The following is a 12,738-nucleotide window of genomic DNA, read 5'->3' as shown; positions in this document are numbered from 1 at the left end:
TGCGTACGGGGCACGCGCGCGGGGATGCCGAAAACAACCCCACGCGCGCGTACCGCACGACGAGCGGGAGGCCCGGTCTCAGGCGGGGCGCACCACGCTGTGGATGATGGAGGCGCCGTCGTAGTAGATGGACTCCTCGCGGACGTAGGCGCCCGGCTTCGGCGCATGGATCATCATGCCGTCGCCGATGTAGATGCCGACGTGGCTGATGTCGTCGTAGAAGAAGATCAGGTCACCCGGCTGGGCGTCGGCGAGCGGCACCGTCGTGCCGGCGTCGACCTGGTCGTACGTGGTGCGCGGGAGCGACACCCCTGCGGCCTTCCAGGCGGCCTGGGTCAGTCCGGAGCAGTCGTACGAATCGGGGCCGGTCGCGCCCCACACGTACGGCTTGCCCACCTGGGCCCGGGCGTACGCGAGGGCCTTCTCCGCCTTCGTCCCGTTCGAGGGGACCGTGGTGGAGGAGCCGGACGAGCCGCCCGTGGTGGTGGAGGAGGACGACTCCTGCGCGGCCTGCTTCTGCCGGGCCGCCTCCTGCTGCCGGGCCAGCTCCTCCGCCTGGCGCCGCGCCTCCTCCTGCTTCTTCTTCTCGATCGCGGCGAGGCGTGCCTTCTCCTCCGCGGTGAGTCTGGAGAGCAGCTCCCGCGCGGTGCCGAGCTTCTTCTGGATCTCCGTCTTGCTCGACTTCAGCGCTTCCTGCGACTCGGTGAGCGTCTGAAGGCTCTCGGTGGCCTCCTGCCGCTTCTTCATCGTCGCGGACCGGTCGGTGAAGTAGTCGTCGACCGTCTCCTTCTGGCGACCGGTGAGCCGGTTCATCAGCTGGGTCTGGTCGAAGTAGTCCTGAGGGCTGTCGGCCAGCATGAAGGTGGCCGTGTCGGGGGCCGCCGCCCCGGTGCGGTACTGCGCGGCGGCGAACGACCCCAGCTGCTCACGTGCCTCATTGAGCTTCTGGGTGCGCTGGGCCACGTCGTCGAGGAGCGTGTCGACGCGCTTGCGCTGCTCGGTCGACTTCTCCTTGGCCGCGTTGTACTTGTCGGTGGCCGACTCCGCCTGGCGGTAGAGGTCGTCGACCTTCTTCTCGACCTCCTCGACGCTCGGCTTGCGGTCGGGGGAGGGGGCGGCGTTGGCGGTCTGGGACAGCAGGGCCACGGAGGTGAGGGCGGCCGTCGCGAGAACGGGGGTCCGTATGCCTGCGATGCGCGTGCCCGAGGGGCGCGCCTTGCGATGCGGCGCCATGGGAGGCGTCTCCTTCCGTACTCCGCCTACCGAGTTAGCTGTCGGGTTCGGGCGGGTGGTTCCGGAAGGCATGCCCTACGGCCCTGGCCCCGCAGGGCCGTTGGCCGATTCACCCCAAGGTCGGGTGGGTCCCCGGCTCCGGCTGCCGCGGGGGCGTACCGGACTCGGCGGAGGCCGCACGGCCCGGCGACCTTCGCCGGTGGGGGTCGTGCGACCCGCTCGGAACGCTAGCCAACTCGTGTGGCCCGTGTGAAGGTTGATGTGCGATATGCCCGATACATTTTCGTGACCTTGACCATGTGCCGGGCCGCCCTGGGGGAATGCGGCGGGATCTGCGACGGGTTGGGCGTTTTCCCGTGAAGTCGTGCGGAGTGACGGACTCCGCCTGGTTCCGTCGGGAGGCGGTACCGGATCGCGGGACGGTGCACCGTCCCGCGATCGGTTTCCGTCAGCGATCGAACGGTCCCGGAAGGTGGCGGTGCGAGTGCGGTCGGCACCGGAAGACCGTGGGCGTCCGGCCCGCTCCCGGCGGCGGAGTTCTCGGGGCGGCGGCCGACTGTCGGTGGGGCGGCCTAGACTCGGAGAGCGATGAGCAGCCTCTTTGACGACAGCTTCCTGGCGGACCTCAAGGCCACACCGGCCCCTGAGGAGGAGCCCCCGCCGCCCGAGGACGACCACGCTCCGGAGCCGGTTCCGGACGATCTGTTCGGCGGGCGCTTCGACGTGCCCGCGGATCGTGACTCCTACTACCGCGACGGCGCTCCCCGCCCCGTCATCGACCCCCAGGCGCTGCTCCAGGGCCTGAACGAGAACCAGCGCGCGGCCGTCGTGCACGCCGGCTCCCCCCTGCTCATCGTGGCCGGCGCCGGCTCCGGCAAGACCCGCGTGCTCACCCACCGCATCGCCCATCTGCTGGCCGAGCGGGGCGCGCATCCCGGCCAGATCCTCGCGATCACCTTCACCAACAAGGCCGCGGGCGAGATGAAGGAGCGTGTCGAGCAGCTCGTCGGCCCGCGCGCGAACGCGATGTGGGTGATGACCTTCCACAGCGCGTGCGTCCGCATCCTGCGGCGGGAGAGCAAGAAGCTGGGCTTCACGTCCTCCTTCTCGATCTACGACGCCGCCGACAGCAAGCGGCTGATGGCGCTCGTCTGCCGCGATCTGGACCTCGACCCCAAGCGGTTCCCGCCGAAGTCCTTCAGCGCCAAGATCTCCAACCTGAAGAACGAGCTGATCGACGAGGAGGACTTCGCCGCGCAGGCCGCCGACGGCTTCGAGAAGACCCTCGCCCAGGCCTACACGCTCTACCAGTCCCGCCTCCGCGAGGCGAACGCGCTCGACTTCGACGACCTGATCATGACGACGGTCAACCTGCTGCGCGCCTTCCCCGACGTCGCCGAGCACTACCGCCGCCGCTTCCGCCACGTCCTCGTCGACGAGTACCAGGACACCAACCACGCCCAGTACGCCCTCGTACGGGAACTCGTCGGCACCGCCGGGCATCCCGTGGACGTGCCGCCGTCCGAGCACGACCTGCCCCCGGCCGAGCTGTGCGTCGTCGGTGACGCCGACCAGTCGATCTACGCCTTCCGCGGCGCCACCATCCGCAACATCCTCCAGTTCGAGGAGGACTACCCGGATGCCACCACGATCCTCCTGGAGCAGAACTACCGCTCCACGCAGACGATCCTGAGCGCGGCCAACGCGGTCATCGAGCGCAACGAGTCGCGCCGTCCCAAGAACCTGTGGACCAACGCGGGCGCGGGCGCACGGATCATCGGCTATGTCGCCGACACCGAGCACGACGAGGCCCAGTTCGTCGCCGAGGAGATAGACCGACTGACGGACTCGGGCGAGGCGAAGGCCGGCGACGTCGCCGTCTTCTACCGCACGAACGCCCAGTCCCGTGTCTTCGAAGAGATCTTCATCCGCGTCGGCCTGCCCTACAAGGTGGTCGGCGGCGTCCGCTTCTACGAGCGCAAGGAGGTCCGGGACGTCCTCGCGTATCTGCGGGTGCTGGCGAACCCGGAGGACTCCGTACCGCTGCGGAGGATCCTGAACGTCCCGAAGCGGGGCATCGGCGAGCGCGCCGAGGCGATGATCGACGCCCTCGCGCAGCGGGAGAAGGTCAGCTTCCCGCAGGCGCTGCGTCGCGTGGACGAGGCATACGGCATGGCGGCCCGCTCGACGAACGCGGTCAAGCGGTTCAACGCACTGATGGAGGACCTGCGGACCATCGTGGAGTCCGGCGCCGGACCGGCCACGGTCCTGGAGGCCGTGCTGGAGCGCACCGGCTATCTGGCCGAGTTGCAGGCCTCGACCGACCCCCAGGACGAGACCCGTATCGAGAACCTCCAGGAACTCGCCGCCGTGGCCCTGGAGTTCGAGCAGGAGCGCGGCGAGGAGGCATCGACGCCGGGGGCGGCAGCTGCGGGGGGTACGCTCGCCGACTTCCTCGAACAGGTCGCTCTCGTCGCCGACTCCGACCAGATCCCGGACGAGGAGGACGGTGACGGCGTCATCACGCTGATGACCCTCCACACCGCGAAGGGCCTCGAGTTCCCGGTGGTGTTCCTGACCGGTATGGAGGACGGCGTCTTCCCGCACATGCGCGCGCTCGGCCAGACCAAGGAGCTGGAGGAGGAGCGGCGCCTGGCGTACGTCGGCATCACACGGGCGCGGGAGCGGCTGTACCTCACGCGGTCGGCCCTGCGCAGCGCCTGGGGTCAGCCCGCGTACAACCCGCCCTCACGCTTCCTGGAGGAGATCCCGGACCAGCATGTGGAGTGGAAGCGCACCGGCACCTCCTCGGCCCCGGTGTCCTCCGGTCCGCTCTCGGGCGTCGCGGCCTCGCTGTCGTCCTCCCGCTCGCGCTCCTCGGCCGTCGGCGCGTCCGGGTTCGCCACCCGCCGGGGCGGTGCGGCGGAGAAACCGGTGATCTCCCTGGCGGTGGGCGACCGCGTCACGCACGACCAGTTCGGCCTGGGGACGGTCGTCGGCGTCAAGGGCACGGGTGGGAACGCGGAGGCGACGATCGACTTCGGCGACACCAAGCCGAAGCGGCTGCTGCTGCGGTACGCGCCGGTGGAGAAGCTGTAGCCCATGCGGCCGGGCCCACGCCCAACGGCGGGGCCCCGGCCGGGGAGTTGATCAGGTCGGGTCGAGCCCGTGGCTGCGCAGCCAGGGCAGCGGGTCTATTGCCGCGCCGCCGCCGGGGCGCACTTCGAAGTGCAGGTGCGGGCCGGTGGAGTTGCCCGAGTTGCCGGAGTACGCGATCGGTTGGCCGGCCTTCACCGTCGTTCCGGAGGAGACCCGGTAGGTGGAGAGGTGGCAGTACCACGTCTCCGTACCGTCCTTCGCGGTCAGGATCATCATGTTGCCGTAGGCACTGTTCCACTGTGTGCGGACCGTGCCGTCCGTTGCGGCCATCACCGTGGTGCCGTAGGAGACCGGGAAGTCGATCCCGGTGTGCACGGACATCCAGTTGATGCCGGCCTGTCCGAAGTAGGCGCTCAGGCCCTTCTGCAGAACCGGCAGGACGAACTTCGGTCGCATCCGCTCCTTGAGCGCCGCCTCCGCCGCGGCCTTCCGCTGCTCGGCAGCCTGCTCCGCCTTGAGGTCGATGCGCTCCTGCGTGCGGCTCGCCCGGTCCGCGAAGTCGTTCGCACCCGCGGAGACGCTCTCGAGCTGGGAGTCCAGCTTGTTGTTCGCGGCGGACGGCTTCACCGGGGTGGCGGCCGAGGCGCTGGTCGTCTTGCCGTCCTCCCCGTTCACGCCGACGGACGCGGCGGCGATACCGGCCACCCCCATGACGCACACGGACGGCACGGCGACGGTCAGCAGTGCGGATCGCTTCGCCGGGGCGCGGCGCCGGGCGCGGTTCGAGGCGCGGGCCGCGACACGGGAGGCGGGGGCGATGTCTTCCTCGTCCTCGAGCAGCGACGGGGTGTCGCCGGGCGCCTCGCCGTCTCCCGACTCGCCTACTTCGTAGGCGATGTGGTCGTACGGCGGTTGATCGAAGGCTTCCGCCGCGTCGAAGCCGGCGGTGGCCTGCTGGTCGAAGGTCTCCGCGCCGTCGAAGGACTCGGCCTGGTCGAAGGGGTGCGGGATCGCCTGCTCGAAGGTCGACGTGGCCGGGTCCGCCGCGTCGGCGTACTGGTCGTGGACCCCGTGCTCGACGGCTTCGGCCGAGTTCCACTGGGTGGCGTCGTAGGCGCCCGTGTCGAAGGCCTGCGTGCCCCATTCCCACTGCTGGGCCGGGTCCGCCGTCTGGCCGGCCTCGGCCCAGGCCTGTGCGTCCCACTGACCCGTGGCATCGGGGGAGGTGCCTTGCGCGGGGATACCTGCGAGCTGCTGATAACCGGTCGCCCAGGCGGTCGTGTCATGGGCGCCGGTGTCGAAGGCGGCCTGGTGCTGGGCGGCGTAGGCGTCGTAGTTCGGCGACGGGTGGGCGTTGTCGCCGTATGTCGCATGGCCGGCCGTGGACCACTGCGTGGCGTCGTACGTGCCGGTCGAGCCGTGGCCGGGCAGGTCCCCGAAGAGGGGGTCGGCCGCGAAGTTCGCCGTCGTGGTGCCGCCGGTGCCGAAGGTGTCCGTGTACGTGGTGAACTCGCCGTACTGGCCACCGTGTCCTCCGTACGACGCATAGTGCGCCGCGACGGCATCGGGGGCCGGAGTCGGGGAAGTAGCGGTCCCCGACGGGTGACGGTCGTTCACCAACTTCTCTTTCGCCTCGACAACAGGGGCTGGCAGAGCAGTGCGGTGACTGTACCCGGCGGTATGCGGGCGCGACAATCTTCCGTTGGTTTCCCTCGTGCAGGAAACGGGCATTCAGCCGTGATTCGGCGGCCCGCGGCGAGGCTTTGGTTTTGCGTTCGATGAATGTTCGAGGTCGAGAGGGTGTCTGCGCGTCATCGGACGGGCGATTCCGGGGCCGTGGCGGGGGTCGCGCCGGGCTGTCCTCCGCAAGTGATGGCCAAGGATCGTGCCGTCCGTGGCCGCGTGCCGGGGGGCCGATGGGTCAGGCCACCGTCAGACCACCGGTGTGAGCGGCGGCCGCTCCGGGCTCGACGAGGTCGAGTGCCTGCCGTATCCCGGCGGCGACGGTGGGGTGCACCGGCAGGGCGAGATGACCGATGCCGCTGACCCGTACGTTCTGCACCAGCAGATCGGGGTGGTCGACGCAGGCCGTCTCCAGCGGATCCATCAGGGGATCCAGATCGCTCCAGAAGCTCACGAAGTGCGTACGGCAGCCGGGCGCGGGCTCGCGCAGTTCCTGGATGAGCTCCGAGCCGGGACGCATCTGCCGCACGATCGGGTGCGCGTTCGCGAGCGGCGCGACACGAGTCCCCGAGTGCGGGGTGCCCAGCGTGACGAGGGTGCGGACGCGCAGGTCGCCGCCGAGGCGCTGGACGTAGTACCGCGCGATCAGCCCACCCAGGCTGTGCCCGACGACGTCCACCCGCTGCTGCCCCGTACGCTCGCACAGTTCTTCGATATAACGGCCGAGAAGCTGGGCGGCGGTGCGGATGTCGCAGGTCAGCGGTGAGTAGTTGAGGGACTCGATGTGCTGCCGTCCGTGCTGGGTGAGATTGCGACGCAGCAGGACGAAGACCGAGCGGTTGTCGATGAACCCGTGCAGCAGGATGACCGGAGGTTTGGCCTCGGTCGGCAGCGTGGCGGCATCCGGCGGGATCGGGAGGGGCGCCGAACGGCGCTCCTGAATGATGCCCGAGGGATAGAGGAGCACATGCCCGGCGAGGATCGCGAGCTCCAGCGCGGTCGCCTTCAGGAGAGCTATGGAGAGTCCGGCCAGTCGGCTCGGGAACAGACGCTGGCACAGCGGAAGCAGCGGCTGCAGGGGCTGCACTGCCCTGGTGACCATCATGGCCGACCTCCCGTCGGCACACGCAAGGACGCCTCTGTCCCCCGTGAGCCCTCGTGGAAAGCCGTCAGGCGATGGCCTGCGGGGCAAGGACCGCGGGTTCGGCCGTGCCGCGGACGCGGCATGTGCCCTGATGTGACGGACGTCTTCTCGTCGCTGTGACGCGACGCCCGTCCTCGGTCGCGGTTCCCGTCCTCCTCGTACGGGTGTGGGGTCCCCGCATTCGTGCCCTGTGCAATTTCGCCGGAAGACCTCACCACCACGGCGCCCCGCCGGCGATGCGATGGTGCGGCCGCCCTCAGCGGCTCTCCGTGCGCACGATCACCTCGGTCCACGGCACCCGGGCCGCCTGTGTCACGGCCCCTGTGCCGCCGAGAGGGGAGACCCTGCGCGGCGAATGTGTCCCACTGTGTGATTTCCCCCTCGGTCTGCACCGCGAAACTGCCGGTTGCGGGATGCTGGCGATAACGTTCGTTCACTTCCCGGGTCGGTGCGGAGCGGGACACCTGTGGCGTGAGGTGCGCGAGGGCCCGGTCCGCCGGGGTCGCGCGGGCGGAGCGGTGTGTGTTCACCGCCGGCGGGAAAATACGCCGAACGTGCGGTCCGTATGTCCGCCGGTGCGGTGACGTGGCGGCGGTGCGGTACATCGGTACAGGGTGGAGTAGTCGCTTCATGGAGGCAGTGATGGGTGTGGCAGCCGGTCCGATCCGCGTGGTGGTGGCCAAGCCGGGGCTCGACGGCCACGATCGTGGGGCCAAGGTGATCGCGCGGGCGCTGCGCGACGCGGGTATGGAGGTCATCTACACCGGCCTCCATCAGACGCCCGAGCAGATCGTGGACACGGCGATCCAGGAGGACGCCGACGCCATCGGCCTGTCGATCCTGTCCGGCGCGCACAACACGCTGTTCGCCGCGGTGATCGAGCTGCTCAAGGAGCGCGACGCGGAGGACATCCTGGTCTTCGGCGGCGGGATCATCCCCGAGGCGGACATCCCCCCGCTGAAGGAGAAGGGCGTCGCGGAGATCTTCACTCCCGGTGCGACCACGGCATCGATCGTGGACTGGGTACGGGCGAACGTGCGCCAGCCGGCCGGGGCGTAACACCCGCGACCAGCGCGACGAGGGCGCCGTTCACCGATGGGCGGGCGGCGCCCTTCAGCACGTCGTGGCGCGGCCGTGTGCCCCGGCTCAGGGCTCGCCCAGTTCCTGCCGCATCGTGGCGCGCAGCCGCAGTGTCGTGGTCAAGCGCTGGAACGCCTCTGCCCAGTAGCCGCCGGCCCCGGGCGACGTGTCCTCCGTCTCGTCCGGTATCGCCGTCAGCGCGTCGAGCCGGCTCGCCTCCGCGGGATCGAGGCAGCGCTCCGCGAGGCCCATCACCCCGCTGAAGCTCCATGGATAACTCCCCGCGTCGCGGGCGATGTCGAGCGCGTCCACGACCGCCCGCCCGAGGGGCGCGGCCCAGGGGACCGCGCACACCCCGAGAAGCTGGAAGGCCTCGGACAGACCGTGTGTGGCGATGAACCCCGCGACCCAGTCCGCCCGGTCGGCCGCTTCCAGGATCGACAGCAGCTTCGCCCGCTCGGCCAGGGACACCGCACCCGGACCCCCGGCCTCCGGGGCCGAGGGGCGGCCGAGCAGGGCCCGGGACCAGCCGGGGTCGCGCTGCCGCACGGCGGCACGGCACCACGCCGCGTGCAGCTCGTTCCGCCAGTCGTCCGCAACCGGCAGCGCGACGATCTCCTCCGGCGTACGCCGCCCCAGCCGGACCGGCCACGCACCGAGCGGTGCGGCCTCCACCAGCTGGCCCAGCCACCACGACCGTTCGCCGCGGCCCGCCGGGGGATTCGGCACCACTCCGTCGCGCTCCATGCCCGGATCGCACTGGTGCGGTGCCTCGACGACGATCACGGCCTCCGGACGCGTGCGGTCGATCGCCACGCAGGCCGCCGCCCGCGCCGCCATGCGGCCGGCCAGGGCCGAGCCCGGAAGTGCCGACAGCAACTCCGCCGCCGTCGCCCGTACATTGCGGCTCCGGTCGGAGAGCGCCTGCTCCAGGAACGGCTCGTCCGCGGCTTCGAGCCCGGCGCGCAGTGAGTCGAGGAACATCAGACGGTCCTCGGCCCGCTCGGCCGCCCAGGTGGAGGCCAGCAGTTCGCGGGCGGCGGCCGGCTGTCGTGTACGGAGCGCGGCGAGCAGTGCGACCCGCTCCGCGAACAGGCCCTCCTGCCACAGGGCCCGGATGCGGTCCCCGTCCTCGGACGGCGGCAGTTCGGCACCGCCACCGGGCGTGGAGCGCAGCGCGAAGCGCCAGTCCGGGTTCAGCCGGGCCAGCCACAGGGCGCGCGGTCCGGCGAAGGCCAGCGCCGCCGGCCGCAGGTCCGTGCGCCCGCGGGCCGCGTCCAGAAGCGCGGGCAGTGCTTGCGGCGGTGGCGCGAAGCCCCGTGCGTTGGCCAGGGACAGCCACTGCGGCAGCAACTCCATGAGGTCGGGGGCCGCCCCCCTGCGGCCACCGACCGCGCCGGGGCGCTCCGACAGGAGCAGGGCCAGTCTGCGGACCGCCGCGGGTGGCAGCGGCGGGCGAGGGTCCGGTGCAGCGGGCACGGGGCGCGCCTCCGCCGGGGCGGGGCGCAGCCCCGCTCTGCGGCGCACCGTCTCCACGGCGGCCAGGTCCAGCAGAGCCGTCGGCGCCTCGCGACCGGGCGGCAGCCATGCCGGGGTACGCCGGCCGGTGCCCAGCAGGGCCACGGTCACGAGCTCATCCCAGGGCACATCGGGAGCCGTGTCCGGCGGGGCGGGAGTCGCAGTCATGTCGGTCCTCCGGTCGGTGGGCGTTGGCTCCGGTGCCGTCAGCACAGCGGGACCGCCTCTCCAGCTGTCTCGGGCCAGGCGGTGAGCGGGGTGAAGCCGAGGTGACCGCACTCGCCGAAGACCGTGACCGGACCGCCGCCCGAGAGGGCGACCAAGCGCCACAGGCCCGGACGGGCGGCCGACGAGGAGGTGATCGGGAGCGCCGTGCCGCCGTCCGCGTCCGCCAGCTGCCAGGCGTCCCCGGCCGGTGTCGGTATCACCCGGTTCAGCGTCACCGGGAACGACTCCAGCCAGGGGTCCGCGCGCAGCGCCTCCCCGTACCGGGCCGCCGCCCGGACGGTGGTCAGGCCCGCAGGACGCACCGCGACCGGCTCGGGCGGGGTGAACCGCTCGCCCAGCGCCACCCGGGGCTGCCCGTCGCCCGGATACCGGGAGACCTCCGCCTCGAAGGACAGGCCCACCGGCAGCGACGGCTCCGGAGCGCGTCCGGCGGCCGCGAAGGAGAGGAGCAGTACGGTGCGCCCGGTCTCCGATCCGTACAGCCAGATCCTGCGTGTGGTGAGCCGGCCGTCCGAGGTGTCGTACTGCGCCAGGACCAGCCAGCTGTCCCGGACCGGCGGACCCTCCGGCGAGCCGGGCAGGCCGACCCGTGAACGGACCGTCGCCGCCAGCCCGGCCGGCAGCCGCTCACGGCGCAGCCAGCCCCGGTCCAGCAGATGCAGCAGCGCGCACTCCTCCAGGAGCCGGGCCGGCCAGCCCGCTCCGGACGCGGGGAGCGACCCCAACTCCCGTACCCGGCCGGCCAGTCCCGGGGCCTGTGCGTCCACCATCCGGGCGGCCGTCTCCTCCCACAGCCCGTACCCCGCCTGTTCGGCCGAGGCCAGACCGCCGCGCAGCAGGTCGGCCAGCCGCTGCTCCAGCTCCTCCGCCCCGGCCGTGATCCGCTCGGCCCGCCGCTCCGCCCGGCGCCGGGCCGCCTCCGGATCGCCGGTCGTGCCCCCGCCGTGTCCGGCCGCTGTCCCCTTTATCTGTGCGTGCTGCCTGCGCCCCTCGATCCACCGCTCCGCCCAGTCCGGCGCCTGCCCCCGCGACACCGTGCCGTCCCCGCCGGCCCAGAGCAGCAGCAGCCCCAGGGCGTGCTTGCACGGGGACTTGCGGCTGGGACAACTGCACGAGTACGCAGGGCCGTTCGCCTCCGCGATGTCGACGACCGTCCGGTACGGCGTACTGCCACTGCCCTTGCACAGTCCCCAGACCGTCCGCTCGTCGGAACTGCCCGCCTGCGACCACGGGCCGGCGGCACCGAGTTCGCTTCCCGCCTCGCGTGACGCGGCGTCAGGTGCCAGTGCCAGCACCTGGTCCGCGGTCCAGCGCACCCCCTGCTGAGTCATGTCGTCGAAGGTAGGTCCCGGCACTGACAATCGCCGGTCGCAAGGGTCTTTGCACAGGTCACCGCGGATTGTCAGTGGTCTGGTGCACGGTTGGTGGCAGATCAGAACCGGCCGAGCTGGAGGGGGATACGGCCATGCGTGTGTCCGTCGATCCGATGTCCGTCGAACCGGGCCCGAGCGAGCCGGGGCCCGGGAGCGGGGGCGGGGTGGCAGCCCCGGACGGGCGGGTGCCCGCGCCCGTGCACACGCCGGGGGAGGAGAGTGCGCGAGGGCGGGTGGAAGGACCCGGGCGGGCGGGGTCCGGGGTGCTGCGGCCGCACGCCGAGGACGCCTTCGCGGCCGAACTCGCCGCGCTGGCCGCGCAGGACGACCGGTCGCGCCCGGCCCGCTGGCGGCTGTCGCCCTGGGCCGTGGCCACCTATCTGCTGGGCGGCACACTGCCGGACGGCACGGTGATCACACCGAAGTACGTCGGCCCGCGCCGCATCGTCGAGGTGGCCGTCACCACGCTCGCCACCGACCGCGCCCTGCTTCTGCTCGGCGTGCCGGGCACGGCCAAGACCTGGGTGTCCGAGCATCTCGCGGCGGCCGTCAGCGGCGACTCGACGCTGGTCGTGCAGGGCACGGCCGGGACTCCGGAGGAGGCGATCCGCTACGGCTGGAACTACGCACAACTGCTCGCGCACGGCCCGAGCCCGGACGCGCTGGTGCCCGGCCCCGTCATGCGGGCCATGCGCGAGGGGGCGGTCGCCCGGGTCGAGGAGCTGACCCGCATCCCGGCCGACGTGCAGGACACGCTCATCACCATCCTGTCCGAGAAGACGCTGCCGATACCGGAGTTGGGGCAGGAGGTGCTCGCCGTCCGCGGCTTCAACCTGATCGCGACGGCCAACGACCGCGACCGCGGGGTCAATGAGCTGTCCAGCGCGCTGCGCCGCCGTTTCAACACCGTGGTGCTGCCGCTGCCCGAGAGCGCCGAGGCGGAGGTCGACATCGTCTCCCGCCGGGTCGAGCAGATCGGACGCTCGCTCGACCTGCCGGCCCTGCCCGACGGCATCGACGAGATCCGGCGCGTCGTCACGGTCTTCCGGGAACTGCGCAGCGGCGTCACCGCGGACGGACGGACGAAGCTGAAGTCCCCCAGCGGCACGCTGTCCACCGCCGAGGCGATCTCCGTGGTCACGGGCGGGCTCGCGCTGGCCGCGCACTTCGGCGACGGCGTGCTGCGGGCGGGCGACATCGCCGCGGGCATCCTCGGAGCGGTCGTCCGCGAACCCGCGACCGACCGCGTCATCTGGCAGGAGTACCTGGAGGCCGTGGTCCGTGAGCGTGACGGCTGGACGGACTTCTATCGCGCATGCCGGGAGGTGTCCGCATGACGGGCCCGGCGGGCGAGGTCCCGCGGGGCTTTTCGGGTGGCGC

General features: G+C 71.8%; 8 protein-coding genes and 1 riboswitch. Of the genes, 3 read left to right on the top strand and 5 right to left on the bottom strand.

Annotation, left to right across the window (positions count from 1 at the left end; all coding sequences use genetic code 11):
• Positions 1-78: 78 nt before the first annotated feature.
• Positions 79-1,233, bottom strand: a complete 1,155-nt coding sequence (locus RCR19_RS15145) for an NlpC/P60 family protein (protein WP_331265643.1) — start codon at positions 1,231-1,233, stop codon at positions 79-81.
• An 8-nt stretch (positions 1,234-1,241) separates the two neighbouring features.
• A riboswitch (cyclic di-AMP (ydaO/yuaA leader) is annotated at positions 1,242-1,413 on the bottom strand.
• Between the two features lie 408 nt (positions 1,414-1,821).
• On the opposite strand from RCR19_RS15145, the gene pcrA reads away from it, so the two are divergent.
• On the top strand, positions 1,822-4,332 hold the full coding sequence (pcrA, locus tag RCR19_RS15140; RefSeq protein WP_331265642.1) for a DNA helicase PcrA: 2,511 nt from the start codon (positions 1,822-1,824) through the stop codon (positions 4,330-4,332).
• A 51-nt stretch (positions 4,333-4,383) separates the two neighbouring features.
• On the opposite strand, the gene RCR19_RS15135 is transcribed toward pcrA, so the two are convergent.
• Positions 4,384-5,949 (bottom strand): M23 family metallopeptidase, encoded by a 1,566-nt coding sequence (locus RCR19_RS15135; protein WP_331265641.1) that lies wholly within the window; start codon positions 5,947-5,949, stop codon positions 4,384-4,386.
• 304 nt (positions 5,950-6,253) lie between these two features.
• Positions 6,254-7,120: an alpha/beta fold hydrolase gene (locus RCR19_RS15130; RefSeq protein ID WP_331265640.1), complete on the bottom strand. Its 867-nt coding sequence runs from the start codon at positions 7,118-7,120 to the stop codon at positions 6,254-6,256.
• A gap of 681 nt (positions 7,121-7,801) precedes the next feature.
• Here RCR19_RS15130 and RCR19_RS15125 point away from each other — a divergent pair.
• Complete coding sequence (locus RCR19_RS15125; protein ID WP_059127249.1) at positions 7,802-8,218, top strand: cobalamin B12-binding domain-containing protein; 417 nt, start codon at positions 7,802-7,804, stop codon at positions 8,216-8,218.
• 87 nt (positions 8,219-8,305) lie between these two features.
• On the opposite strand, the gene RCR19_RS15120 is transcribed toward RCR19_RS15125, so the two are convergent.
• Positions 8,306-9,925: a DUF5691 domain-containing protein gene (locus tag RCR19_RS15120; RefSeq protein WP_331265639.1), complete on the bottom strand. Its 1,620-nt coding sequence runs from the start codon at positions 9,923-9,925 to the stop codon at positions 8,306-8,308.
• Positions 9,926-9,963: 38 nt separating this feature from the next.
• Positions 9,964-11,316, bottom strand: a complete 1,353-nt coding sequence (locus RCR19_RS15115; RefSeq protein ID WP_331265638.1) for an SWIM zinc finger family protein — start codon at positions 11,314-11,316, stop codon at positions 9,964-9,966.
• Between the two features lie 134 nt (positions 11,317-11,450).
• On the opposite strand from RCR19_RS15115, the gene RCR19_RS15110 reads away from it, so the two are divergent.
• Positions 11,451-12,695, top strand: coding sequence for an AAA family ATPase (locus tag RCR19_RS15110; RefSeq protein WP_331265637.1), 1,245 nt, complete (start codon positions 11,451-11,453; stop codon positions 12,693-12,695).
• Positions 12,696-12,738 lie beyond the last annotated feature (43 nt).

This window comes from Streptomyces sp. WAC07094 (genome assembly GCF_036320405.1).
GTDB classification, from domain to species: domain Bacteria; phylum Actinomycetota; class Actinomycetes; order Streptomycetales; family Streptomycetaceae; genus Streptomyces; species Streptomyces lannensis.
This window is presented reverse-complemented; position numbering and strand designations above follow the sequence as displayed.

Excerpts from the sequence above, each read along its gene's own strand:
- RCR19_RS15145 (WP_331265643.1), bottom strand. The coding sequence starts at position 1,233 with ATGGCGCCGCATCGCAAGGCGCGCCCCTCGGGCACGCGCATCGCAGGC.
- pcrA (WP_331265642.1), top strand. The coding sequence starts at position 1,822 with ATGAGCAGCCTCTTTGACGACAGCTTCCTGGCGGACCTCAAGGCCACA.
- RCR19_RS15130 (WP_331265640.1), bottom strand. The coding sequence starts at position 7,120 with ATGATGGTCACCAGGGCAGTGCAGCCCCTGCAGCCGCTGCTTCCGCTG.
- RCR19_RS15125 (WP_059127249.1), top strand. The coding sequence starts at position 7,802 with ATGGGTGTGGCAGCCGGTCCGATCCGCGTGGTGGTGGCCAAGCCGGGG.
- RCR19_RS15120 (WP_331265639.1), bottom strand. The coding sequence starts at position 9,925 with ATGACTGCGACTCCCGCCCCGCCGGACACGGCTCCCGATGTGCCCTGG.
- RCR19_RS15115 (WP_331265638.1), bottom strand. The coding sequence starts at position 11,316 with ATGACTCAGCAGGGGGTGCGCTGGACCGCGGACCAGGTGCTGGCACTG.
- RCR19_RS15110 (WP_331265637.1), top strand. The coding sequence starts at position 11,451 with ATGCGTGTGTCCGTCGATCCGATGTCCGTCGAACCGGGCCCGAGCGAG.